We start from the raw sequence: 24,128 nt of genomic DNA on the forward strand, positions 1-24,128 counted from the left end.
GGGTGAAGGATGGCACTCGCGAACTGCAAACGTTGCGGGAGATTATACAATCGCATGTTTTCGGAGATCTGCGGAGAATGCAGCAAGGAAGACGACGAGTTGTTTTTTCTCGTTCGCGACTACTTGCAAGAGCATCGCCGCGCGTCGATGTACGAAGTCAGCGAAGGGACGGGCGTAGAGGTCTCGACGATCATACGCTTTATTCGCGAAGGTCGGGTTCAGACCCTGGACAACCCGAACCTCAACTACCCGTGCGACAACTGCGGCACGCCGATTCAGATCGATCGCTTTTGCAAATCGTGCAAGGACAAGCTGCAAAAAGGACTGTCCGCGACACAGGAAAGTTTGCGTCATCAGGAATTGAAAGGTCCCCGAGCGGACTACTTCCATAAACGCGATCGATAGGCGGCGCAAGGATAGGTCTGTCGGCGCGAAAGAGAGAGCATACGTGAGTATTTTTACCTTGATCTTGCAAAACGTCTTTTTTCAAGCCTCAACTTCATGCATGCAAGAGCCGATACTGGGGATAACTAAGTGTCGGTTTTTTATTGTGAGGTGATTGCCGTGAAAATTAATGAATCGAACCGCATCTCTCAGGTGCAGAAATATCAGCAAGCCAACCGGTTCACGGATCAAGACAAGTGCACGTCCTCGTCAACATACAACAAGCAAGACGCAGTATCGATCTCGGCAGAAGCTTTGGAGAAAGCACGTGAGGTCTCGCAGTCGGAGAGTGTCGATCACGCAGAGCGGCTCACGGCTGTCAAGAAGCAGATCCAAGACGGCACCTATCAAGTTGAAACGAACGCTGTCGTTCAAAAAATTCTTGAAGCCTACGGAGAGTAAGAGAAAGCCTTGGTCGCCATCGTATGCGGCCAAGGCTTTTTTGCTGATCGGGATTACAAGTAAAGTTCGCAGAGCTTTTTCATTTCGAGAAATGAATCGTCGTAATGCCAAGCGGTGCCGATCAAACTTGCCGATTCAAGGATCGGTTTGCTCAGATCAGGACGGTTCAATATCATCGCAATGCGCGAGTAAAGATACAACAAATCGCTGTACGAGCCGTCCATCTGAAGCCCTTCTTGAATCAAGGAGAGCGCTTGTTGGAACTGGTTGAGTTCCAACAAAGCCAGCACAAGCCATTTGATCGCAACCAATTGTTCTCGTGCGGACAGTTCGGGAAATCGCTTTTGCGCAAGCGTGATCATTTCCTGGTACTGTTTCGTCACATAGGCGTCACGAAGTTCGGAAAGCCACGGTGGGAGGAAGTAGCTTTCGCTGCCGCCAACGATGGAAACCGGGAGCGTGAATCGCTCGCTTGCCGGAGGGGACTGCTGTTCGCCGCGTCGGAACAATCGATCCTCCCTGCGGACAATTGGATGTTCAGGGACATCGCTTTCGTAGTGGACTTGAAGAGTCAATCTCGCGGGGAGTCCGATTTGAAGAGCGCGTTTGACAGAGGCGACAGATTCTTCTTCAATCGACTCTCCTGCGACCAGCCAGAGGCACCAGTCTTCCTGCATGGAGTTTTGGATTTCATGAATTCTGGCGCGAACTTGTTCAGGAAGAAGCCCTTTGGGCAATTGTTCGATACGCAAAGTGAGAGGGACTGTTTGTGCGTTTTGGGTGTTCCATAAGTGGATGACGCCGGAGAGGTACGTCTCCCATTCTTGCATGACGGCTTCCCACTTATAGGACGAAGCGGTTTGATAGCCATTGAGCACCAACCGGTTTCGCTTCTCGGGATGATCGAGCAAGTCGATGATCCGTTCGGCTAAACTGGTGGGGTCGCCTATTTGTCCCAGCAGACAGTTATGACCGTTCACGGCGTACTCCTGAACGCCTTGATTGTGGGTCGAGACCACCGCGCAGCCGCAAGCCATCGCTTCCAGAGGCGGCAAAGAGAACGATTCATAATACGAACCGGAAACGAAGATGTCGCACGACCGATAGACGTTGCCCAATGTCTCTTGGCTGGGGTTCACGATCAACTCTCCGTCAAAATCGGAAGCGGGAGCAGTTGGCGACACCCAGACCTCCCCGAACTCGCGCCCTGTTTGACGGACTTGACGCAATGCTTCGCGGATCAAAGGAATGCCTTTGAAGTCGTGATTTTCCTGTCCGAGAAAGAGAATTCGCGGTTTAGGAGATGAGGGAGATTCCGGCTGTTCAGTTCGAGGGTAGAAAACACGGTTGTTTAACGCGTTCGGCAACACGTTTGCACCTCGTCCGAAATTGCGCTGAAGTGCGGACACCAAAACGGAGGAGACGACAACGTTCGGCACCGGAAACGACCAAAGTTGTTTGAAATAGTCTTGTTCCTGGGCGTCCAGTTTGTCAAATTCAAACAAATAGGAATCGCCTTGCTCAAACAAAACCACCGGGGCTTGCTGCTGAAGAAAGCATTCCGGCACCTGCTCTACGACCGTGCAGACGATCACATCGACTTTGGGCAGGACTTGTCCAAAAGAGGCCGCTCTCGGCACTTCCACGTAGTCCGCCTTGAGATCGAACCAGTCAGGTCGGGGATCTCTGCTTAAGAGGGTCACTGCATGACCGCGGGAGACCAGTTGGTTCGCATGCTCCAAAATGATTTTAACGCCTCCGCAAACGCGCGAATGATTCATCAGATACGCGATATGGAGACGCTGAGAGGCGGGCTTTTTTTGAAATGTTTCGTCGACATGTTTCGTAGTAGAGCCCGGATGCCGTTGTTGCCAAAGTTTCGTGGTATCTTCAACTCTTAATAATTGAATTTTCATTAATTCACTTAACAAATCCATCGGGACACTTCCCTTCACGATTACTATAGAACAAGGGGTACGGTTTGACAATTCCTCCTGGTTTGTCTTGACTCCTGAGCCGCGGATTGCAAAGGGCGATCTCTATGAAAATGGGAGCATGCGAGAGGATTCGGGCGCTCCTTTTTTCAGAATTCAGATTTTGAGAGTCATCCATAGGTAAGGGGCTGCCGATAAGAAGGCTATTCATAATACGTTTTGACTGGGTACTAGAGAGGAGTCGCGCTGTGAGTGGATTAAAGCCGATATGCAATGTCATCCAGTCCCTGCTGCAAGAGCATGAAGCTTTGTTGAAACTGTCTCAACTGAAACGAGACAGTTTGATCAAAGGAGATATAGAAACGTTGAATCTCCTCGTGCAACGGGAGATGAAGCACATTCCGACGATTGACCGCTTGGAGAAGGAGCGCGCCGGCTTGGTTCGATTGTACGCTTTGCGAGTCGGGGCTTCGGCCGATGACATGACCGCCGAGAAGCTGCACGAGTTGTCCAAGAACGACCCGGAAGCCTCGACGCTGCAAGAATTGACAGCTCGTCTGCGCAAAGTGCTGTTTGATCTGAAGGATTTGAACGAACAAAACAAACTGTTGCTGGATCAATCGATGCAGTTGGTCGACTTGACCATAGAACTTTTGACGCAATCGCCCTCTGTCCCGACCTACGGCGACAGCGGGGAAAGCAATTCGCCTTATCAGACGGGGCGCACGTCCTTTTTTGATTCAAAAGCATAACGGAGGTTCTGACGATGACATCTACTTTTCACGGTCTTGAGATTGGGAAACGCGCGCTGTTTGCCCAACAAGCAGGTCTGAACACGGTGGGGCAAAACGTCGCGAACGCGAACACGCCGGGTTATTCCCGTCAGCGCGTGGACTTGGTGGCGACGCCTTCGATGGAATATCCGGGCCTCGCGAAATCGACGCAAGCGGGGCAACTTGGCACCGGCGTGACCGTGGTGAGCATTGAGCGGATTCGCGACAGCTTCCTCGACGCGCAATACCGCAACGAAAACAAAACTTCCGGCGAGTGGGAAGTGCGTCAGAACGCGCTCGATAAGTTGCAAGCGATCTTCAACGAGCCGTCAGACACCGGGCTTTCCAAAGTGCTCACGAATTTCTACACCTCGTGGCAGACATTGGGACGCAATCCGGACTCGCTGGAAGCTCGTTCTGTGGTGAAGCAAGCGACGCTCGATTTGGCAAACACCTTGAACACGATGGATGCGAAGCTTTCGGAACTCGACAGCGACTTACGCGATGACGCGGGTACGAAAGTGATGGAGATCAACCAATACACCAGCCAGATCGTCGATTTGAACAAACAGATCAAGACGTTGGAAGTGTTGGGGGACAAAGCAAACGATCTTCGAGACCGCCGCGATTATCTGGTCGATCTCTTGTCCAAAGCTGCCGATACGACCGCGAAGGAACTTCCGGACGGAACTTACCAAGTTTCGATCGGCTCCACGATGGTTGTGGACGGTGTCAACCCGCCGGTGGTCCTCGCCTACGACTCGACGACCAACACGGTCAATCCGCCGGTCGTGGGCGGCGAATTGGGCGGGATGCAGGCTTCGATCTCCCAATATGTTTCGATCTACCGCGATCAGCTCAACTCGTTGGTCAACGGGTTGGTCAACGGCAAGATCGATGCAACGTTGCCGAATTCCTACACGTTTGACTCGACGGTCACGACGCTTCCGTTCGACGTGAAATTGGCCAACGGCACCACGATGAAACAGGGCGACGCCATTCCGGCCGGCTACACGATCCCGGCGGGTTCGATGATCACGTTTAACGGGTTGAACGGCATGCACCAATTCGGTTTTACGATGCAGAAGCCGACCACGCAGGCGGGACCGCTTTTTGAAACCTCGGACGGTTCGACGACGTTCACCGCCGGGAACATCCGTCTGTCCAAAGCGATCACCGATGACGTGCGCAATTTGGCGGCTTCCTATACCACGTACCAAGACAGCAGCAACAACACGCAAGTCAAAGTCGGCAACGGCGACGTGGCGTTCATGCTGGGGGAAGCCAACAGTGCGAAGATCGACTTCAAAAACGGCCTGCCGCCGAACAGCGCCATTCTCACCACCGGCACCGTATCGGACTACATGCGCGCGATGATCGGCCAATTGGGATCGCAAGCGCAAGCGGCCGATCGTCAAGTCAAGAACCAAGATACGCTGCTCATGCAAATTGACAACCAGCGGCAATCGATTTCCGGTGTGTCGATCGACGAAGAGATGGCGAACATGATCAAATTCCAACAGTCGTACGGCGCCGCCGCCCGCCTGGTGAACACGATTGACGGCATGCTCGATATCATTATCAACCGCTTGATGTCGAATTAAGAGGAGGGGCTATTCTCATGCGTATCACGCAATCGATGATGAACAACCAATTCATGCATAACTTAAACCTCAGCAACGAACGGATGAACACCTACCAGGAGGTTTTGTCTTCCGGTTTGAAGCTGAACCGCCCCTCCGATGACCCGGTCGGCGTCGGGTACGCCATGCGCTATACCGCGCAACTGGCCGCCAATGATCAATACGTCAGCAACGCGTCGGCGGGTCAGTCGCAATTGGAGTATTTGGATACCACGCTCGGCCAGATCAACGAAGTGTTGCAACGCGCCAAGGAATTGGCGGTGCAAGGAGCCAGCGGGTCGGTGCCCGCCGACGCCCGCAAAGCGATCGGAGAAGAGATGGATCAACTGTATAAGCAGTTGGTCGACCTGAGCAACTCGCAGTTTTCCGGCCGCTACATTTTCAACGGCCAGAAAACCGACACGCGTCCGTATGACCTCGCCAACGCGATGTATCAACAGACGGACGACGGAGTGATTAACTATCAGATGAGCGAGGGCGTTTCTCTGCAGGTCAACGTCAACGGCGATGAAGTGTTTGGGCCCCCTACGACGGCGGCGGGAATGCCGACGTCCGACAACCTGTTTGCCGTGATGAGGAACCTGACAGACTCGCTCAATTCCAGCGACGCGGCCGGCATTGCCAGCGCCATGGACAAGTTGGAAACGGGGTTGAACCGCGTGCTGCAAGTTCGTTCGAGCGTCGGCGCTCGAAGCAACCGCTTGGAATTGATTCAAAACCGTTTGAAGGATGTCAACCTCAACGTCACCACGTTGCTTTCCAAAACAACGGACGCCGATATCGCGCAGACGATTACAGACATGACGACCGCGCAGTCGGTTCAGCGCGCCGCGATGGCGTCCGGCACGCGGATCATTCAGCCGACGTTGGTGGATTATCTGCGCTAGAGGGATGACAGACGAAGGATGAGGAGGGCTTGTCCATGTTGACTTTGCAGATCAGCCAACAATATGCGAAGCTGGGTATCGAGAGCACTCGCGCGCAGCTGGATCTCCGGCAACGCCCGGCTGATCTCCAGATCGAACAGCCGGCGGCGGTCTTGGAGATCAGTCAAGGAACGGGCAAGCTGGAGATCGACTCGACGGAAGGACAATCGTCGCTGGGCTATCGTTCTTCGCAACGGATGTTGGATTCGGTGGCCTCTCAAGTCCGCAGCGGCGTGCTCGACGCGATTGGCAAGATTGCGGAAGAAGGCTGGCAATTGGCGGAGATCAGCGGGCCTTCGATCGGGGATCTGGCATTGCAAAAGCAAAATGAAGGAACGATGCCGATCGACTATGTCGGTCCGTATACGGGGCCGTATGTGAAACTATCGTACGCCCCGCACCCGTTGGACATTCGAGTGCAGCCGCAGAAAGCTGTGATTCAGGTGACTCCGCATCCTGTTGAGTCCCAGTACAGTCCCGGCAACGTGCGGACGTATGTGGCGCAGCAGAACGGTTTGCAAATCGATGTCAAAGGGCAATACATGAATATGGAGTTTTAGGGAGCGGGGTCATCCCGCTCCTTCTTTATGAGAATGGGGGAATGACACGATGGTTATTCAATCTCACCGCTTGGGAAGTGTCGATGTAGAGGAGACTGCCGTTTTTGCGTTTCCCAAACCGTTGCTCGGTTTTGAGCGGCATGAGCAATTCGCGCTGATTCGACCGGATGCCGCGACACCGTTTGCCTACTTGCAGGCGATCGACAACCCAAGCGTTTCTTTTTTGTTGGCGGACCCGTTCGCCTTTGATTCGAGTTATGAGTTTGAGCTGCCGGAAGAGGAAATTGAACGGCTTTCGAATGTCAAACCGGAGGAACTGGCCGTGTGGGTGACAGTCTCCGCGCGCGAATCGTTGCGCGACGCCACCATGAACTTGTTGGCTCCGCTCGTATTCAACACCGCACAACAAGTGGCTTCGCAGGTGGTGTTGCACAACAGCTCCTACAAAACGAAGGTGCCGATGTTCCCGCGCCCCGAGGAGGAATAACCATTGCTCGTGCTCAAGCGCAAGATCGGAGAGTCGCTGATGTTCGGCGACGACATCGAAATTACCTTTTTGGAAAAAGAGGGAGACACCGTCAAGATCGGGATTCAGGCTCCGCGTTCTGTTCGCGTCCTCCGCAAAGAGATCTTTGACGAGATCGTCACAGCCAACCAAGGGGCTCTGGAGACCTCGCCGTTTGCAGATTTGCTGTCTGAGTACAAAAACTTGAAAAACGACGAAAAGTGAGCAAGTAGGCAAGAAAAGCGGAGATAAAATGCTGTAATTGCCGAAAATCAGTGGATATCATGGGGAATCTCTCTAATCAAACCCGTCTATCCAGACGATAGATAGAGTAGAGCGAGCGGCACAACCGTTCGTCACTACACAAGGGTCCCGCACGGATGCGGGGCGACATTTCAAGGAGGAAAACGAAATGATTATCAACCACAATATTTCCGCTCTGAACACCCACAACCAAATGTCTGTAAACACCGACAAAGCTTCCAAATCCATGGAGAAACTGTCTTCCGGTCTGCGCATCAACCGCGCTGCTGACGACGCTGCAGGTCTCTCCATCTCGGAAAAAATGCGCGGCCAAATCCGCTCCATGGACCAAGCTCAACGCAACGCGCAAGACGGCATCTCCCTCGTACAAACCGCTGAAGGTGCGCTGAACGAAGTTTCCGACATGCTCGTTCGCATCAAAGAACTGTACACCGAGAATGCAAACGGCACCTACAACGCAAACGACCAAGCGAACATCACCGCTGAAATCGCAGCGCTGACCGCTGAAATCAGCAACATCGGCAAAAACACCAAGTTCAACGGCATTAGCCTGCTCGACGGTTCCCTCGACGTTTCGATCCAAATCAACGAAACTTCCACCGACGTTATGAACATCAAAATGACCACCGACATCTCCTCGGTCAACCCGGCTGACTTGGATGCTGCTACCACTGCGATCGACACCGTTTCCAAAGCTCGTTCCACCCTCGGCGCACTGCAAAACCGCCTCGAGCACACCGTCAACAACCTGGCATCTACCTCGGAAAACTTGACCGCTGCGGAATCCCGCATTCGCGACACCGACATGGCGAAAGAAATGATGGCTCTGTCGAAAAACAACATTCTGGTTCAAGCTTCCCAAGCGATGCTGGCACAAGCGAACCAACAACCGCAAGGCGTTCTCCAACTCCTGCGTTAATCGCCGGTTTCAGGAAAAGGACTCTAGGTTTCCTAGAGTCCTTTTTATTTCAATCGAATTTCTGTATGGAAAGGGAAGGGGCAACTCATGCGTACACCGTCCGTCTCATTGTGCATGATCGTCAAAAACGAGGAAAAAGTTCTGCCGCGCTGTTTGGAGAGCGTCAAAGGACTTGTCGAGGAAATCATCATCGTCGATACCGGATCAACAGATCGGACGGTGGAAATCGCCAAGCAGTTCGGAGCCAAGGTGTACCACTTTGAGTGGATTCACGATTTTTCGGCGGCGCGCAATTTCTCTCTGCAACAGGCAACAGGCGACTACATCCTCGTGCTCGATGCCGATGAATACTTGGAGAAGAATGCAACCCTTCCGGAAGACTTGAAACTTTCGGCCGACTATTATTCAGTGCCGATCAAGAATTTGATGACCGATTCGGTCGTCGTGCATATGGCCGTTCGACTGTTCAAACGCAGCGCCGGTCTCACCTACCGCAATAAATTGCATGAGAACCTGTACGTCTTGGAACACGAAGATCTTACCAACGCAGATGCGACGTTTACGATCCTGCACACAGGGTATCTGCCGGATGTGGTGAAAAGCAAAAACAAAAAGATTCGGAATCTGGAACTCGTGGAACAAGAGGTCTCCGAGAACCCGAGCGGCTATAATCTGTTCAACTACGGCGTTTCCTTGATGAACACGGGTCAGTATGAAAAAGCGCTCGCGTCGTTCAAAAAAGCGTACCCGTTAAGCGTGAAGTACACGTTTGTCCGCTTCCTGCTTTTGAACATGGCGCAATGTTTGCACTACATGAAGCGGTACGAAGAAAGCATCTCAATCATGCAAGATGCGATTGCCGTTCATCCAGGGTTTACCGACTATTATTACGCGATGGGAATTGCGTATGAAGAGCTTGGATATTGGAAAGATGCAGAAGAGATTTATCAAACTTGCTTACAACTCGGCGACACCCGAGACGATGTCTCCTTTGAAGGGGCAGGCTCCTACCAATCCGTCTACAGGTTAGCCGTTCTCCATAAAAAACAAGGTCGGCTCGAAGAGGCTTTTGACATGGCATTTCAGGCTTTGCAACAAAAACCGGACTATCGCCCGGCCTTGAAGTTTTATCTGAAGACCATGTTTGAATCGGGCGTTTCGGCGGAAGACATGTATCAGCAATTGAACCTCGTCGTTCCGCTCTCCGACTTGTCCGTGTTGAAAACGATCATTGCGGTCTGCTACGAAATTCGGCACCCGCTGTTGGATCGGTACTTGCAACTGTTCCCCGATGAGGTGTTCTCACCTGAAATTCGAGGGGTTTCCCGCTTGTATGCCCAACGTTACGAGGACGCACGCGACGAGTGGAGCAAACAGGAGACGTTTTCACCCGATGTGTTGAAAGACCTGATGCTCACCGCGTTCTTGTTGCAAGATCTGTCGCTGTTCAAACGGGCGGAGGCATTCCTCAATCTTCGTACCAAGGACAAAAAGTTTATCGGGGACCTGATGAAGCGGCAAACGCCGAAACAAGAACCCCTGACTGAAGACGCAGCCGATCTGTTGCTTCATCTCGCCGTGCAGCTGCTGGTCTTGAAAGAATATGATCTGTTTGAATGGCTCTCCCCGTATCTGACCCAGATGCCGGTCGCGTTCCAATGCAGCATGGCCAAGGCCTTGGATGACGCCGGGCATACGCAAACGGCGCTGGACCTGCTGCTTCCGCTGTATGGAGGGACGCAACCTTCCGTGGAGGTGCTGCTGACGCTGGGAGATCTCTGCTTCCGCCGTCATTTTTCGGAGGACGCTGAAGTGCTGTACCAGAAAGCGTTCCAGCGGGAGGCCACGTACGCCAACCATGAACGTTTGGCTCGCTTGTACGAGCAATTGGGAAAAACAGAACGTCTGCAAGAGATCAAATCGGCGATTGCGCGGACATTTCCCCTTTGCAAATGGGTTCGCTAGGGAATAAGGCATCAAAACCTGCGCAAATCGGTGAAAAAGAGCGACTATCGAGATTTTTGAGGGAATTTCCCGCTGAAAAAGCGGGCGGATTTCGTCGAAATAACTGGATAAGTAGACTGCGTGAAAGGGTGATATAGGATGACGACACATATCTCCGGCTTTGCGTCTGGATTGGACGTTGACTCGCTCGTCAAACAGATGATGCAAGCGAAAAAGGTACCGGTTGACAAAATGAAACAACAGCAACAGACGCTGGTCTGGAAACGCGATCAGTACCGCAGCATGAACACGATGCTTTCTCAATTGAAGGACGCTGCAAACGCCCTGCGATTCTCCTCGACGTTGGCTGCGAAAAAAGTCACGGCGGGCAGCTCGGCCGTCTCGGTGTCGGGGAATCCGAACGCTGTGATCGGAACGCAAACTCTCACCGTGCAACAGCTGGCGACCGGCGGCGCGATGGTCAGTTCATCCACCGTCTCCTCGACGGCAAGCATGGCCGCCAGTGCGACCACGCTCAGCGTCAACGGCACCAACATCACGATCAACGACGGCGCCACCGTCAGCGATGTGGTCAAAGCGATCAACGCGCAATCCGGTACGACCGGTGTGAGCGCATCGTACGACACGACGACGCAACGTATGTATCTGAACACGAGCAAAACCGGCGCCGTCGCGCAGATCAACTTGAGCGTGACGGACGCGGATACCGGCGGAGACGGCAATTTGTTGTCGAACCTTGGGTTGGCGGCGACGGGTGTGACGACCGCAACGGCTGCAGGTCAAGACGCGATCGTGAATTTTAACGGAGTTTCGAACATCCATCAGTCTTCGAACTCCTTTACGCTCAACAACATCAACTTCCAACTGTTGCAACCTCCCGCCAAGGATGCGTCCGGAAACAACGTGCCGTACGATGTCACGATCACCGTGACGGCAGACGTGGACAAAGCGGTGGATGCCGTGAAAAACTTTGTCAATACCTACAACGATATCATCTCCAAGGTGTACGACAAAACCCATGAGCAGCGGTACCGCGATTTTCCTCCGTTGACAGATGATCAGAAAGCGTCCATGAAAGACACCGACATCGCGAACTGGAATGACAAAGCGCAGTCCGGCTTGTTGCAAAACGACATGACGCTCAACAGCGCGTTAAACCAATTCCGCTCTGTGCTGGGCGCAACGATGACGGGCGTGCCGGCGGGCCAGTATAATTCGTTGGATCAGGTGGGGATCACGACGGCCAAGCCGGGGAACTCCACCAGTTATATGGAACACGGCAAGCTGTATCTCGATGAAGCCAAGCTGAGAGAAACGCTGATGTCGAACCCGGACCAAGTGATGAGCTTATTCGGGAAAGCCAATACGGTCTCGACGGTGACCAAACCGGACGGCAGCACGTCGGTCAAGCCCAACTTGGACGGCGGGTTCGCCTCCAACCTGTACACGGTGCTGAACGCGAAAATGAAAGAGATTACCGGCTTGGCAGGCAGTACGACCTCGCAGGCTGACACCAGTACGTTGGGATTGCAGATTAGTTCCTGGTCCACCAAAATTACAGACGCCAACAATAAACTGTCTACCTATGAACAACAGTATTACAACCAATTTTCGAAACTGGAAGCTGCCATGAACAAAGCAAACTCGCAAAGCTCCATGTTCTCCAGCATGATGTCCAGCAACTAAACAATGACCAATAGGGGGACTTGTTTCTATGATGAAGAATCCGTACCAGTCGTATAGCAACACGCAAGCGATGACCGCAACCCCCGGCGAGTTGACACTGATGCTGTTCAACGGGGCGATCCGTTTCTTGAAACAAGCATCGATCGGTCTTGAAGATAAAGACTATGAAACGGTCAATACCAACCTGCTCAAAGCGCAGAACATCCTGCTTGAACTGATGTCTACGCTCAAAATGGAATATGAAGTCGCCCAGGGATTGATGCCGCTCTATCAATTCATGTATGAACAGCTCGTACAAGCGAACATCAAAAAAAACCAGACGCCGATCCAAGATGTGATCGGCTTGCTGGAAGAGCTTCGAGATACGTGGAACGAGGCGATCAAACTGGCGCGCGTTCAACAAGCAGGCGGGGCTCGCGTCGCCTCTGGGAATGGGGCATGATCGGCGTGAGCGAGTGGTCTATGTTGAAGCATGTTGAAGCTTTTGAAGGAAAGACTCTCGAAATCATTGAGCTCCTTCACCAGTCTGGCGAAGACCTCGATGTTGACCGCGTGACCAACTTGTTGACGGAGCGCGGCACCGTTTTGGCCCGCATGAGTAAACCGGATCAGGAGCTTTCAGCTGATGAACGGGAGCGCGTCCAACAGGCGCAGGTGGCGGACAGCCGCATGCGCGACATGTTGCGGGAGCATCTGCTGGAGGCGCAAAGCAAGAACGCCAAGATGCAAACGGCAAGGCGGGCGCAGGAAAGTTACAATTCCCCGATGATGGCAGGGTCTGCTTTTTTTGACCGTAAAAATTGATCTGTGCTTCACGATGTGGATAAGTTATCCACATCATCCACAATTCTTGTGGATTACGTGACGGAACCTCCTCAAATCTGTTGAATTCTTACTCGAATGTCTGTGGATAACATCTTAGCCTGAGGAACCGGTTGCGTGAAATACAACCGAAGGAGTGAATGAAGATGCACATATCCTCTGACATGCGATTGACGACAGAAGCAACTCGTATGACAGAAACGGTTGCCGCAACAACGGCAGCCGGACACGTTCAACCTCAACCTGTTGCAACCGGAGGAAACGTCAAAGAGGATCAGGTTCACCAGGCCGTTCAGACGATGGGGAAGTATTTGCAACAAATGAACGAATCGCAAGTGCAGATCAATTATGACGAAGAGATTGACCGCGTCATCGTCAAATACGTGTCGCCCACAAACGGTGAAGTCATCAACCAAATCCCTTCGAAGGACTTTGTCGATTTCGAAAAGGAATTCGTGAAAACGATCGGCCTTTTGTTCGACAAGAGTGTCTAATCCTCTTGCAACGAATGCAAAAAACCGCACGCCCTGACGAAGGGACGTGCGGTTTTTTGCTAGGTATGGTTTGGAAGCTTACAGCTGGTTGACCGAAAACGCAATCGACACCACAATCATCAAAAGCGCCGAGATCAACATCGTGATGTCCCTCCCGCGCTCTCGGAGGGATTGTGCATCCCGTTCGTTCAGTGCACGGTTGGCTTCTTCGTATTCACGCTTCTCTTCGATCGTTTTGAACTTCATCATCGCCAAGTAGTTCGGCACGCCCATCCGGCGGCGAAAACTGAACAGGCGCGAGAAAACCACGACCCCGATGATCAAGTAGATCAGACCGATTTGAAACACCCCGTTCGAGATGCGGGTGGACAATTCGGCGAACGTGTCCGGGCGGTAGCGCAGCCATTGATAGAGTGCGATCAGCACCGCGCTCACGATGCCGATCAACAGGCCCCGCAGGAAACCTCTGCGCATGGGGGCACCTCCCTATAGGTTGTAGATGCTCTCGACTTCTTCGTTTTCAAATTCCATCTCGCGCTCCCGGTTCTTCTCGCGGAAGCTGACGACATAATGCGTATACGTGCGTTCCTTCAACAGCAGGTCGGTCACGCCGAAGTCGGTTTGCAACTTCGCGGCGAGGTCGGTCTTGGCAGCTTGCGATTCCTCGTCCGGCGCGATCATCTCGATGGCGACCATCTGCGTCCAGCTGAGCAGGAGCAGGTCGAGGTCCGGCATCATTTCCACTTCAAAATCGTCTACGATATCAGACACAGAAATCCCTCTCTCGTTTCAAAGCTATCTCTTATCTTACCACATTTTGCACCTGCACAACCCTCAAACCCCTGTTGCAGAAGGGAAAAACGGCGCTCGTCCAGAACTAGTACGATAGAAAATGGAGTCGGACACAAGGGAGCGGAGGATGAACATGCGCGAGAGAGTCAAACTGTTGCAGGCAGGAGATTTGCATATCGGGACGGCATTTTCCGGGAGCGGGTTCGGGGTGGAGAAAGCCCGCCGCCGCCGTCGGGAAGTGCTCGGCACGTTTCGCCTCTTGTGCGAAGCGGCGCAAACGTATCAAGTGGACGGGGTGCTGCTGACGGGCGACCTGTTTGAAGCGGAGTGGGTCAGCGAAGCGGAGGCCGCCGAAGTGCGGCACCTGCTCGGGCTGCTCGAGTGCCCGGTGTTGATCACCCCCGGCAACCACGACGCCCTCTTGCCGGGCAACCCCTATTCGTGGGGCGAGTGGCCTGCGAACGTGCACATCTTCGGCCCGCAAGTGGAAGCCAAACGCCTGCCGGAGCTGGGCTTGACCGTGCACGGCTACGGCTACGGGCAGAAGTGGGTGCGCGAGAACCCGATGCGCGGGTATAAAGTGCCGGATGACGGCGGTCTGCACGTCGTGATGATTCACGGCTCCTATGAATCTCCCGAACAGACCCCCTATTGGCCGGTGTCCCGTGACGAACTCCTGTCCTTGGGTGCCGATTATGTCGCCCTCGGCCATTATCACCAAGCGCAAGTCCTGCTCGACGCAGGCGGACTCTTGCAAGCGGCGTACGCCGGGTCGCTGGAGCCGTTGGGCTTTGACGAGACGGACGAGCACGGCGCGTTTCTTCTGCACGTGGGGCGGGGCGGTGCCCGCGTCGAATGGCTTGCGCTGGCACAGCGCGCCTACCGCCGGCTGGAGATCGACCTCGACGGGTGCAGTCACTTGCTGGAAGCGGCCGACCGGATTCGCGAAGCCGTTCCGGCAAATTGGCAAGGTCAAGACTTGGTTGAGGCGGTGCTGGTCGGCGCGGTCGACCCGGCGCTGCAGCTCGATTTGCAAGACCTCGCCGAACGCCTCGCCGACCTCGCGTTTCACTTGCGCTTGACCGACCGCACGCACCCGGACCTCGACGGCGATGCCTACGCGCCCGCCACGGCTCCGGGGCGGTTCGTCGCCAAGATGCGCGAGCGGCTCGCCGCAGAGCCGGACGAAGCGAAACGCCGCTTGCTGGAGCGAGCGTTGGTGATCGGACTACACGCGTATGAACGCGGCAAGGCGGTGACCTCATGAAGATTCAAAAAGCCCGAATCGATGGATTCGGACGCTACGCCGACCAAGACTTTGAGTTCGGCGGCGGCCTCAACGTCATCTACGGCAAAAACGAAGCGGGCAAGAGCACGCTGCAACATTTCCTGCTCGCCATGCTCTACGGCCAGAAAAACCCCAAGCGCAAGCGCACCGTCTACTTGGACGAGGAGCAGAAGTACCGCCCGTGGCAGACGGGGATCTACGGAGGCAAACTCTGGTTTCACGCAGACGGAGCGGACTATCGCATCGAGCGCAACTTGCGCCGCGAAGACGAATGGGTGCGGCTGTTTCTGAACGCGACGGGCGAAGAGGTGACGGGGCGGTTTGACCTCGACTCCCGCAAGGAACCGGCGTTTGCGCAAAGCCTGTTGGGGGCGGACCGCGATCTTTTTTCCCATGCGCTGTGCGTGGGGCCGGTGGCGGAGCGCGACCGACTGGCGTGGCTGAAAAGCACCGTGCGCCAAGGCGGACAGGCGGGCGAAGGGCGGGAGATGGCGACGCAAGACCAGCAACAGATGCGCCTCGCCGAAGAAGCGATCGCAAAGCAACTGGACGCTCTCGGTTCTGAGCGCGCCGCTTCCAAGCCGTACGGAGCGGCGGTGAAGCTGGTCGACGAACGCCGCCGCGCGCTCAACGACGCCTTGGAGCGCGAGCGCACGCAAGCGGGGGCGCGTCAAGAAGCGGAGCAGACCGAGACGGAGTGGCAGGAGTTCGCGCGGGAGGAGCAGGAACTGCGCGGCAGACTGATCGAAAAACTGACGCACTACGTAAGCCTGCAGGAAGCGAAGCGCGGTCGGGTCCAAGGGCGAATCGACCACCTCACCCTCCTGCTGGAGCAAAACCGATCCGCCGAGCTTGAAGAGCTCTCCGGCCTCAACGAAGAGACGTACCGCGAACTGCAGAACGACTTCAACCGCCTGCTCAACGCCAAGAAGGAACTCGACAACTACCAAAAGCGCCTCGACGTGCTTCAAGAGGAGTCGCAGGAAGCGATGCGCTATGTGGCGGAGCACCGCCGTTTTGACGAGGGCCAACTGTTGGAAGTCGAACGCACCGCCCAGCGCTTGGAGTGGTACGAAAACGAAAAGCCCGCCGCCCGGACGGCCGACCCGGCGGAGCGCGAGACGCTCGCCGCCAAGCAAAAGCAGGCCCGCGGCAAAGTCTGGATGTTCGGCGCGGCGGCGGTGTTGAGCACGCCGCTCACCTTCCTGCACTGGGCGGCGATCTTGGCAGTGCTCGCGCTCTTGGCGCTTGCGGTCGTCACCGCGCTCAGCATCCCGCGCTTGCAGACGGAGATCGAACACTGGGACGCCGAACGGGAGCGGGAAGCGTTGGAGCAGGAAGCAGACCAGGCTGAGCAAGCGCGCTTGGAAGCGTACCTCCAAGACCTGCTCGCCGACTTCAACGTCGACACGCCGCGCCAGTACCGCCAGAAGTGGAACAACCTGCTGAAAGCCCGCGAACAAGCGGCGCTGTACGAACGGCAGACGCTGTGGCTCTCCGGCGAAGTGTCGCGGGCGAAGGGCGAGCGCGACATCCTCGCCCGCCGTATGCTCCGCCAAATCGGCGGCGAAGAGTCGCAAGCGTCGCGCATGGACACCGAGCAGTTGCGCCACGTCATCTCGTCGTGGGAGCGCCGCTTCAGCGAAGCGAAAGCCCTGCAGCAGCAAGCGTCGATCTGGGAGCGCGAGGCGGACCAACTGCGCTTCGAGCTGCAACAGCTGGCGACCGACCTGACGCGCTGGGAGGAAATCGCCGCCCGCTTCGGCGTGCAGACGGAGACGCCGTCGCTGTTCTACCAGCCGGAAGACGTGACGACAGCCGAGTTGGAGGGACTCTACCAGAGTTGGGACGCCGCCGAACGCCTCTTGCTCGAAAAAAAATCCACCGTCACGGAAGCCGCCGTTCGCTACCGCACGCTGGTGGAAGGCCAGAAGTCGCTCTCCGACCTGCTCATGGAGAAGGAGCAAGCGGAAGCGGATCTCGCGCACCTTGAAGCACAGCGCAGCGCCCTCTTGCTCGCTCAAGAAGTATGGGGCGAAGTGCGGGAGGAACTCTATCAGACGGTGGCCCCGCAATTTGCGTCCACTCTCGCCGGCGTGGCGGCGCGCATCACCGAGGGCCGCTACGGCGATCTCACCTTGGACAGCGCGGACCGCGTTCAAGCGATTTCGCCGGACTCCGGGCACACCGTCGATTTGGCGTCGCTCAGCGAAGGCACGATCGACCAGATTTCGTTTGCAATGGGCTTGGCACTGTCCGGCTGGAGCATTCCGGGCGGCGAGACGTTGCCGCTCTTGCTCGACGAGCCGTTCCGCCGCTATGACGACGAGCGCTTGGACGCCGTGCTGACCGTGCTGCTCGAAGAAGCTCGAAACCGCCAGATCTTTCTGTTCACCTGCCGCGAGCAAGAAGTGGAGCGGGTGCTGCGGGCGGGCGGCGAACGCGTCCAGCTGGTCGAGTTAACACCGAGCAAATATGGTATGATAAACCAGTAAGCGTTGATACAGGGGGGACTGCATATGAAGAAAACGATCAGCGTCATCGGCGTGCCGATGGACCTCGGCCAAGGCCGGCGCGGCGTCGACATGGGCCCGGCCTCAATCCGCTATGCCGGACTCAAAGAGCGCGTGCAACGCCTCGGCTACACCGTGCTTGATCAAGGCAACGTACACGTACCGCAAGCAGAATCACATGAAGTCGAAAATCAGAAATTGAAATATCTGCCGGAAGTCACCCGAGTTTCCGAAGACCTCGCCTCGAAAGTGGCGAACGTCCTCGAACAGGATCACTTCCCGATCATCCTCGGGGGCGACCATTCCATCGCCATCGGGTCGATCGCCGGCATCACCCAGAAGTACAAGAAACTCGGCGTGATCTGGTTTGACGCCCACGCGGACTTCAACACCGAGAACACCACGCCGTCGGGCAACATCCACGGCATGCCGCTGGCGTGCTGCCTCGGCGTCGGGCACGAGACGCTCGTCAACGTCGCCGGGTTTGCGCCGAAGATTCAACCGGAGAACGTCGTCATCGTCGGCGCGCGCTCCGTGGACCCGGAAGAGCGCAACTTGCTCAAAAAGCACGGGATCAAAGTGTTCGACATGCACGAAGTGGACAAGCTCGGCATCCACAAAGTCATGGAAGAAGCGATCGCCGTCGCCGGAAACGGCACGGACGGGATCCACTTGTCGCTCGATTTGGACTCGATCGACCCGGACATGGCACCGGGCGTCGGCACGCCGGTTCTGGGCGGGATCACCTACCGCGAAGGGCACTTCGCGATGGAGTTGCTCTACCAGTCCGGCAAAGTCGTCTCGTGCGATGTCGTCGAAGTCAACCCGATCCTCGACGAGCACAACAAGACCGCCCGCACCGCCGTCGACTTGGTCTGCTCCTTGCTCGGCGAAGCGGTGATGTAGATGTAAGTGCTTACACGAAGTATAAAAATCGACACTTTTGCCCTGTGCAAGAGTGTCTTTTTTTTTAGCTTAAACCCAAGTAACCACATTGGTATTGACGGTTTGGAGAAAAGGGGGATATAATTACCTGAAAAGTCGGGTTTGGGAGAGTAGGAACCCTACGCATCTGACCTGTATATCTTACAAAGAACATGGGAAAAGGGAGCGTGTGGCATGAGCACCAAACAATTGCTGCTGACAGCCGAACAAGTGGCTGAATTGAATGAACAATACGTAGGCAAGACTCCGCAAGAAATTCTGCAACTGGCTTTCGAGAAGTTCGACAACATCTCGTTCGCGTGCTCGTTTGGCGCCGAAGATGTCGCACTCGTCGACATGATCGTCAAAATCAAGCCGGATGCCAAGATCTTCTACCTCGACACCGACGTACTCTTCGAAGAGACCTATCAAGTGCGCGATGAGATCTTGAACAAGTACTCCGCGAACTTGATCAAGTATTCTCCGCTGCTGACTTTGGAAGAACAAGCCGACCAGCACGGCGACAACCTGTGGTCGAACGACCCGAACGCGTGCTGCAACATTCGCAAAGTCGAGCCGCTTACGCGTGCGCTCTCCACGCTCGACGCATGGATCACCGGCATTCGCCGCGATCAGGCACCGACGCGCGCCAACGCCGGCGTCATCGAAGTCGACACCAAATTCAACCTGATCAAGTTCAACCCGATTGCGCTGTGGACGTGGGAAGACGTATGGGCGTACATCCGCGCCAACGATGTTCCGTATAACAAGCTGCACGATCAAAACTATCCGTCGATCGGCTGCATTCACTGCACCCGCGCCGTCGCACCGGGCGAAGACCCGCGCGCAGGACGCTGGTCCGGCAACGACAAGACCGAGTGCGGTCTGCATAAATAAGGCGGACTTGCGAGGGTTGCATACGGATGTAAGCCCCCGACAGGACCGCCCCTCTAGAACGGCTTATCTTGCCTTGGAGGAGGCTGTGCAATGAATTGGGAAGTGTCGATAGGCGGTTTTGTCGTGGGCTTGCTGGTGGGGTTGACCGGCATGGGAGGCGCATTGGTCATGACGCCGATGATGATCTTCCTGTTCGGGGTCAACCCGACGGTGGCGGTGGGAACGGATCTGATTTACTCCTCGATCACCAAACTGTTCGGCGCCTGGCAGCATTGGCGGCAGAAAACGGTCGACTGGGTCGCCGTCCGCTTGCTCTCCATGGGCAGCGTCCCCGGCGCATTGGCCGGTGCTGTCACCATGATGCTCTTGCAAAAAAGCTTTGCCGATTCCGTGCAAAGCATCGTCGGCAAACTGCTCGGCGTCACCTATTTGGCGATCGCGCTGTTTATGATCTGGCAGTTGTACCGCGCCTTGGCGCAGCGGCAACGCCGCAGAAGCGAATTGGAGACGGCCGCCGCTGCCGAGACCGGAGCGGCGGCAGTCGTTCGTCCGGACGCCAAGAAAATGATCTGGCTCGGCGTGATCGCCGGGTTTGTTGTCGGGTTGACCTCGGTTGGCTCCGGCACGCTGTTCATGGCGTTTCTCGTGGTCATCTATCCGATTGCGGTCGCTCGACTGGTCGGTACGGACATCGTGCAAGCGGTGCTCGTCACCGGCGTGGCGGGTCTTGCGCACTTGACGATGGGCAACGTCGACCTCACGCTGGTCGGCCAGCTGTTGATCGGCTCCATCCCCGGCATCTTGATCGGCAGCCGAATGACCACCAAAGTACCGGAAGGCTTTGTCAAAAGCGCCCTGTTCTTATTGATCTTCATGGCAGGGTATAAGATGTTGATGAAATAAACAGGAAATGGGAGGTTGCTGCTGTGAGCGGATTGATTGCACCACACGGAGGCACGTTGATCGACCGCGTGCTGACAGGAGAGGAACTTCAAAAACAGCGGGAGCGCGCGGCGGGGCTGAAACAAGTCGCGTTGGACGCCTTCGCGCTGTCGGACTTGGAACTGATCGCCGTCGGTGCGTTCTCGCCGCTGACCGGGTTTATGGGCAGTGCCGATTACAACAACGTGGTAGACAACATGCGCTTGGCAGACGGCACCGTCTGGTCGCTGCCGATCACGCTGCCGGTCACGGAAGAAGCGGCCGCAGCGATTGAAGTCGGCGAAAGCGTCGCGCTGGTCGGCGAGGACGGCGTGATCTACGGCTTGCTCGACGTCACCGAAAAATTCACGCCGGATAAAGTCCGGGAAGCAGAGAACGTCTACCGCACCGCCGAAGACGCGCATCCGGGCGTCGCCAAGCTCTACGCCCGCCCGAACGTCTACCTCGCAGGCCCGATCTGGCTCTTGGAGCGCGACCCGAACAAGGACTTCCCGGATTTCCGTTTCGACCCGAAAGAAACGCGTCAGCTGTTTGCGGATCGCGGTTGGAAGACGGTCGTAGGCTTCCAAACCCGCAACCCGGTGCACCGCGCGCATGAATACATTCAAAAATCCGCGCTGGAGATCGTCGACGGCCTGTTCTTGAACCCGCTCGTCGGCGAGACGAAGTCGGACGACATTCCGGCGGACGTGCGGATGGAATCGTATCAAGTGCTGCTCTCAAACTACTACCCGGCGGAGCGCGTGCAACTGGGCGTGTTCCCGGCCGCGATGCGTTATGCGGGCCCGCGCGAAGCGGTTTTCCACGCGATGGTGCGCAAAAACTTCGGCTGCACGCACTTCATCGTCGGCCGCGACCACGCGGGTGTCGGCAGCTACTACGGCACGTACGACGCGCAGTTGATCTTCTCGAACTTCACCGCCGAAGAACTGGGCATCCAGCCGCTGTTTTTTGAACACAGCTTCTACTGCACGAAATGCCAGTCGATGGCTTCGACCAAGACGTGCCCGCACGGCAAGGAAGACCATCTGACCCTCTCCGGCACCAAAGTCCGCGAGAAACTGCGCAACGGCGAAGCGCTGCCGGTCGAATTCACCCGCCCGGAAGTCGCTGCCGTTCTCATCCAAGGGCTGCGCGAGAAAGCGTCCGTCTAACTCCATTTGCACACAAAAAAAGCCTTCGACCCGGTTTGGTGTCGAAGGCTTTTTTTCCTATCACCCTTATTCGTGAATGTACTTCGTGGCGGCGCTCTCCCCGCGGGCGAGCAAATCTCCTGCCTGACGAAGCACGTCGACCGCTTTGGCGGCCTCTCCCTGTTTCTTGTACGCGTCGGCGGCGAGTTGCAGAGCCGAGACAGCCTCTTCGGGGAAATTCATCTCCTGGGCTTTCTCGTAGGCGATCATGGCGTGCTCGACAGCTGTTTCATACTCCCCGCACAGAAGCGAATACTGCGCCTGCGTCGTATAATACGTGCGCGTGATGAAGATGGGCAACACCCCGTTGCCGATCAAGTCGCGCGCTTTTTTGAGATGCTCGCCGGTCTCTTCGTACCGTTGTTGAGAAAAACAGTGCTCGGCTGCATTCGAAAACGAATTGATCAAGCGGATGCGGTCATCGTCGCCAAGCGGTCCCTTGCGCACGTCGCGCAACACGTCGCGCAGCACCGCTTCGGGATTCGCTTGCTTGCGGCGGACTTCCTGCAGGGCTTCGGAGAGCTCGTCCCGCATCTCCCGGCGGTCGAGCGACCGCTGGAGCGCTTTGGCTTGCGTCAGGTAGTTGAACGCCAGACGCGGATCGCGCGCGGACGCATCGTGCGCCAACTCAAGGAGGCGCGCGGTGATCGAACGGGCACCGCCCATCGCGTCGGCGACGCGGCTCAGACCGTCGGCCAGTTGATCCGCCAACCCGTGCGCTTCGGGATGCTGGAGCCTGTCCACCAGCAGATAGCCGCGCATATACGACAGATACCCTTCGACCAGCGCTTCTTCACGAGGAGAAGAACCGCTGCCGGGCAGGAAAAACGTCACCGACTCGCCGCCCGGTCTCGACGGCCGATGCTTGGCGACGACCCGTTCGGCTTTGCGCTCATAGACTTCGCCCAAGCGCAGATGCAGTTTGGCGAGGTAGAGCTTGTCTTCGGGCGTCTTCTTCCCAAACGCCGTCGCAATCGCTTCGACCAGCTCGCGCAGGGCTTCCTTGACGAAATCCAAGCGCAGCAGGGCTTCGGTCTTGACCAACACCAGATGGCGTCTTGCGTCGAGCGGAAGCGTCGGGTCTTGCTCTTGCACCGCGATGCTGTCCAGAATATGCCGATACGTCTCGCGGACAAAATACGCCTGCCCGATGTCCATCGGCACCGGGGACAACGTGGGAAACGTTTCCGACTCGCTCAACCATTCATCGGCTGCGACCCCCAATCGCAAAGCCAGCTTTCCAAGCAAATCTACAGTTGCAAACCCCCGTCCCTCCTCTACTCGTCGCAAGGTTTCGACGGTGCACAAACCCTGCGCTGCTTCATCCATGGAGAGATTTTGTTGCAATCGGGCCATGCGGATGCGAGAGCCCATCTGAGTCAGTTGATGTTCCGGCACGCTGATCGACCGCCTTTTAGACAAAAAGTTTCAAATTTCTCAACTAGCATCTAGTATAAGACGTACATTAAATTCAATCAATACAGGTTAATCACTTTTTACAAACGAGGAATGAGGAACTGAAAGAACACGCCCTCCTGTGTCAAAATCGCGGGGGTAGGAGGAATTATTTAGGCGAAGGGGAAAAAGAAATGAGATGTGAAACTTTTTCGGACCCGGTTCGTATACCCTGTAAGCCGGAGGAAAACGGCGGAGGAAGATAATGGAACTCATTGAAATCCGGATCGTCAAGAGAGCCCAAAAAGGCGACCGTCTCGCGTTCGCCGAGTTGGTTGAATTGTACAAGGACAAACTGTACAATCTCGCCTATCGGATGCTTGGAAACCCGCAAGAGGCGGAAGACATCGCCCAAGAAGCTTTTTTGCGAGCCTATAAGAACTTAGACAAATACAACAACACGCACAAGTTCTCGACGTGGATCTACCGAATCGCCACGAATTTGTGCATCGACCGCATGCGAAAGAAGAAAGCCGACTACTCCCTCGACGCGGAAGTCGACGGAATTGAGGGCGGAGACATGTACACCCGCATCGCGGCCCCGGACCGGACGCCGGAAGAAGAGGTGGTGCGGACGGAGACGCAGCGCGAAGTCCAAGAAGCCATCGATTCGTTGCCGGAGAACTATCGGGCGGCCGTGATCTTGAAATACCTGCACGACATGTCGCTGCAGGAGATCGCCGACATCCTCGAAGTCCCGGTTTCGACCGTCAAGACGCGCATTCACCGCGGACGGGAAGCGTTGCGCGAAGGGTTAAAACACCACAGTCGTTAGGAGGTGTCAGGA

General features: G+C 55.8%; 25 protein-coding genes. 21 read left to right on the forward strand and 4 right to left on the reverse strand.

What is annotated here, in order from left to right:
- The first annotated feature begins 9 nt into the window (after nt 1-9).
- Nucleotides 10-405 (forward strand): TIGR03826 family flagellar region protein, encoded by a 396-nt coding sequence (locus EL26_RS05930; protein WP_038085629.1) that lies wholly within the window; start codon nt 10-12, stop codon nt 403-405.
- 159 nt (nt 406-564) lie between these two features.
- Nucleotides 565-846, forward strand: coding sequence for a flagellar biosynthesis anti-sigma factor FlgM (locus EL26_RS05935; RefSeq protein WP_161780669.1), 282 nt, complete (start codon nt 565-567; stop codon nt 844-846).
- A 53-nt stretch (nt 847-899) separates the two neighbouring features.
- On the opposite strand, the gene EL26_RS23505 is transcribed toward EL26_RS05935, so the two are convergent.
- Complete coding sequence (locus tag EL26_RS23505) at nt 900-2,783, reverse strand: glycosyltransferase family 4 protein (RefSeq protein ID WP_081857010.1); 1,884 nt, start codon at nt 2,781-2,783, stop codon at nt 900-902.
- A 245-nt stretch (nt 2,784-3,028) separates the two neighbouring features.
- Between EL26_RS23505 and EL26_RS05950 the strand changes: the two genes are divergently transcribed.
- From EL26_RS05950 to EL26_RS24445, 12 genes are all read left to right on the forward strand, one after another.
- Nucleotides 3,029-3,532 (forward strand): flagellar protein FlgN, encoded by a 504-nt coding sequence (locus EL26_RS05950; protein WP_038085637.1) that lies wholly within the window; start codon nt 3,029-3,031, stop codon nt 3,530-3,532.
- A gap of 14 nt (nt 3,533-3,546) precedes the next feature.
- Complete coding sequence (gene flgK, locus EL26_RS05955) at nt 3,547-5,157, forward strand: flagellar hook-associated protein FlgK (protein ID WP_038085641.1); 1,611 nt, start codon at nt 3,547-3,549, stop codon at nt 5,155-5,157.
- Nucleotides 5,158-5,174: 17 nt separating this feature from the next.
- Nucleotides 5,175-6,083: a flagellar hook-associated protein FlgL gene (flgL, locus tag EL26_RS05960; RefSeq protein WP_038085644.1), complete on the forward strand. Its 909-nt coding sequence runs from the start codon at nt 5,175-5,177 to the stop codon at nt 6,081-6,083.
- Between the two features lie 35 nt (nt 6,084-6,118).
- On the forward strand, nt 6,119-6,682 hold the full coding sequence (locus EL26_RS05965; RefSeq protein WP_038085647.1) for a DUF6470 family protein: 564 nt from the start codon (nt 6,119-6,121) through the stop codon (nt 6,680-6,682).
- A gap of 49 nt (nt 6,683-6,731) precedes the next feature.
- Nucleotides 6,732-7,169 carry a flagellar assembly protein FliW gene (fliW, locus tag EL26_RS05970; RefSeq protein ID WP_038085649.1) on the forward strand — a complete coding sequence of 146 codons (438 nt, stop codon included), beginning with the start codon at nt 6,732-6,734 and terminating at the stop codon, nt 7,167-7,169.
- Nucleotides 7,170-7,178: 9 nt separating this feature from the next.
- Entirely contained in the window at nt 7,179-7,412 is a 234-nt protein-coding gene (locus EL26_RS05975) for a carbon storage regulator (protein WP_238546069.1), read from the forward strand.
- A gap of 187 nt (nt 7,413-7,599) precedes the next feature.
- Complete coding sequence (locus tag EL26_RS05980; protein WP_038085653.1) at nt 7,600-8,370, forward strand: flagellin N-terminal helical domain-containing protein; 771 nt, start codon at nt 7,600-7,602, stop codon at nt 8,368-8,370.
- Between the two features lie 87 nt (nt 8,371-8,457).
- Nucleotides 8,458-10,335: a glycosyltransferase gene (locus tag EL26_RS23510; RefSeq protein WP_081857012.1), complete on the forward strand. Its 1,878-nt coding sequence runs from the start codon at nt 8,458-8,460 to the stop codon at nt 10,333-10,335.
- Between the two features lie 138 nt (nt 10,336-10,473).
- Nucleotides 10,474-12,021, forward strand: coding sequence for a flagellar filament capping protein FliD (fliD, locus tag EL26_RS05990; protein WP_038085656.1), 1,548 nt, complete (start codon nt 10,474-10,476; stop codon nt 12,019-12,021).
- A 28-nt stretch (nt 12,022-12,049) separates the two neighbouring features.
- Nucleotides 12,050-12,463 carry a flagellar export chaperone FliS gene (gene fliS, locus EL26_RS05995; protein WP_038085659.1) on the forward strand — a complete coding sequence of 138 codons (414 nt, stop codon included), beginning with the start codon at nt 12,050-12,052 and terminating at the stop codon, nt 12,461-12,463.
- Nucleotides 12,460-12,825 (forward strand): hypothetical protein, encoded by a 366-nt coding sequence (locus tag EL26_RS06000; protein WP_038085661.1) that lies wholly within the window; start codon nt 12,460-12,462, stop codon nt 12,823-12,825. Before fliS ends, EL26_RS06000 begins: the two co-directional genes overlap by 4 nt.
- A gap of 209 nt (nt 12,826-13,034) precedes the next feature.
- A complete protein-coding gene (locus EL26_RS24445; RefSeq protein WP_161780670.1) occupies nt 13,035-13,337 on the forward strand; it encodes a flagellar protein FlaG in 303 nt (100 codons plus the stop codon).
- Between the two features lie 78 nt (nt 13,338-13,415).
- On the opposite strand, the gene EL26_RS06010 is transcribed toward EL26_RS24445, so the two are convergent.
- Together EL26_RS06010 and EL26_RS06015 are read right to left on the reverse strand one after the other, a co-directional pair.
- Nucleotides 13,416-13,811 (reverse strand): hypothetical protein, encoded by a 396-nt coding sequence (locus tag EL26_RS06010; RefSeq protein WP_038085665.1) that lies wholly within the window; start codon nt 13,809-13,811, stop codon nt 13,416-13,418.
- 12 nt (nt 13,812-13,823) lie between these two features.
- On the reverse strand, nt 13,824-14,108 hold the full coding sequence (locus tag EL26_RS06015; RefSeq protein WP_038085668.1) for a hypothetical protein: 285 nt from the start codon (nt 14,106-14,108) through the stop codon (nt 13,824-13,826).
- Between the two features lie 154 nt (nt 14,109-14,262).
- Between EL26_RS06015 and EL26_RS06020 the strand changes: the two genes are divergently transcribed.
- From EL26_RS06020 to sat, 6 genes are all read left to right on the forward strand, one after another.
- Nucleotides 14,263-15,396 carry a metallophosphoesterase family protein gene (locus tag EL26_RS06020; RefSeq protein WP_161780671.1) on the forward strand — a complete coding sequence of 378 codons (1,134 nt, stop codon included), beginning with the start codon at nt 14,263-14,265 and terminating at the stop codon, nt 15,394-15,396.
- Complete coding sequence (locus tag EL26_RS06025; protein WP_038085673.1) at nt 15,393-17,912, forward strand: ATP-binding protein; 2,520 nt, start codon at nt 15,393-15,395, stop codon at nt 17,910-17,912. The genes EL26_RS06020 and EL26_RS06025 overlap by 4 nt, the downstream gene beginning before the upstream one ends.
- 24 nt (nt 17,913-17,936) lie before the next feature.
- The gene (gene rocF / locus EL26_RS06030) at nt 17,937-18,836 is read left to right on the forward strand and encodes an arginase (RefSeq protein WP_038085679.1); all 900 of its coding nucleotides are present in this window, start codon (nt 17,937-17,939) and stop codon (nt 18,834-18,836) included.
- Nucleotides 18,837-19,049: 213 nt separating this feature from the next.
- Nucleotides 19,050-19,751, forward strand: a complete 702-nt coding sequence (locus tag EL26_RS06035; protein WP_081857015.1) for a phosphoadenylyl-sulfate reductase — start codon at nt 19,050-19,052, stop codon at nt 19,749-19,751.
- 90 nt (nt 19,752-19,841) lie between these two features.
- Entirely contained in the window at nt 19,842-20,654 is an 813-nt protein-coding gene (locus EL26_RS06040) for a sulfite exporter TauE/SafE family protein (RefSeq protein ID WP_038085681.1), read from the forward strand.
- Nucleotides 20,655-20,677: 23 nt separating this feature from the next.
- Nucleotides 20,678-21,847, forward strand: a complete 1,170-nt coding sequence (sat, locus tag EL26_RS06045; protein ID WP_038085683.1) for a sulfate adenylyltransferase — start codon at nt 20,678-20,680, stop codon at nt 21,845-21,847.
- A 66-nt stretch (nt 21,848-21,913) separates the two neighbouring features.
- Here the strand turns inward: sat and EL26_RS06050 are convergent, their stop codons facing one another.
- Nucleotides 21,914-23,284 carry a helix-turn-helix domain-containing protein gene (locus tag EL26_RS06050; protein WP_081857016.1) on the reverse strand — a complete coding sequence of 457 codons (1,371 nt, stop codon included), beginning with the start codon at nt 23,282-23,284 and terminating at the stop codon, nt 21,914-21,916.
- A 262-nt stretch (nt 23,285-23,546) separates the two neighbouring features.
- Between EL26_RS06050 and sigW the strand changes: the two genes are divergently transcribed.
- Complete coding sequence (gene sigW, locus EL26_RS06055) at nt 23,547-24,116, forward strand: RNA polymerase sigma factor SigW (RefSeq protein ID WP_038085686.1); 570 nt, start codon at nt 23,547-23,549, stop codon at nt 24,114-24,116.
- Nucleotides 24,117-24,128: the final 12 nt, after the last annotated feature.

Source organism: Tumebacillus flagellatus, assembly GCF_000714935.1.
GTDB classification, from domain to species: Bacteria; Bacillota; Bacilli; order Tumebacillales; family Tumebacillaceae; genus Tumebacillus; species Tumebacillus flagellatus.

Coding starts and splice junctions, on each gene's coding strand:
- EL26_RS06035 (WP_081857015.1), top strand. CDS start 19,050: ATGAGCACCAAACAATTGCTGCTGACAGCCGAACAAGTGGCTGAATTG.
- fliD (WP_038085656.1), top strand. CDS start 10,474: ATGACGACACATATCTCCGGCTTTGCGTCTGGATTGGACGTTGACTCG.
- flgK (WP_038085641.1), top strand. CDS start 3,547: ATGACATCTACTTTTCACGGTCTTGAGATTGGGAAACGCGCGCTGTTT.
- sigW (WP_038085686.1), top strand. CDS start 23,547: ATGGAACTCATTGAAATCCGGATCGTCAAGAGAGCCCAAAAAGGCGAC.
- EL26_RS06000 (WP_038085661.1), top strand. CDS start 12,460: ATGATCGGCGTGAGCGAGTGGTCTATGTTGAAGCATGTTGAAGCTTTT.
- EL26_RS05980 (WP_038085653.1), top strand. CDS start 7,600: ATGATTATCAACCACAATATTTCCGCTCTGAACACCCACAACCAAATG.
- EL26_RS05930 (WP_038085629.1), top strand. CDS start 10: ATGGCACTCGCGAACTGCAAACGTTGCGGGAGATTATACAATCGCATG.
- EL26_RS06040 (WP_038085681.1), top strand. CDS start 19,842: ATGAATTGGGAAGTGTCGATAGGCGGTTTTGTCGTGGGCTTGCTGGTG.
- EL26_RS23505 (WP_081857010.1), bottom strand. CDS start 2,783: ATGGATTTGTTAAGTGAATTAATGAAAATTCAATTATTAAGAGTTGAA.
- rocF (WP_038085679.1), top strand. CDS start 17,937: ATGAAGAAAACGATCAGCGTCATCGGCGTGCCGATGGACCTCGGCCAA.
- fliS (WP_038085659.1), top strand. CDS start 12,050: ATGATGAAGAATCCGTACCAGTCGTATAGCAACACGCAAGCGATGACC.
- EL26_RS06010 (WP_038085665.1), bottom strand. CDS start 13,811: ATGCGCAGAGGTTTCCTGCGGGGCCTGTTGATCGGCATCGTGAGCGCG.
- flgL (WP_038085644.1), top strand. CDS start 5,175: ATGCGTATCACGCAATCGATGATGAACAACCAATTCATGCATAACTTA.
- EL26_RS06025 (WP_038085673.1), top strand. CDS start 15,393: ATGAAGATTCAAAAAGCCCGAATCGATGGATTCGGACGCTACGCCGAC.
- fliW (WP_038085649.1), top strand. CDS start 6,732: ATGGTTATTCAATCTCACCGCTTGGGAAGTGTCGATGTAGAGGAGACT.
- EL26_RS24445 (WP_161780670.1), top strand. CDS start 13,035: ATGACAGAAACGGTTGCCGCAACAACGGCAGCCGGACACGTTCAACCT.
- EL26_RS06020 (WP_161780671.1), top strand. CDS start 14,263: ATGCGCGAGAGAGTCAAACTGTTGCAGGCAGGAGATTTGCATATCGGG.
- EL26_RS23510 (WP_081857012.1), top strand. CDS start 8,458: ATGCGTACACCGTCCGTCTCATTGTGCATGATCGTCAAAAACGAGGAA.
- EL26_RS05965 (WP_038085647.1), top strand. CDS start 6,119: ATGTTGACTTTGCAGATCAGCCAACAATATGCGAAGCTGGGTATCGAG.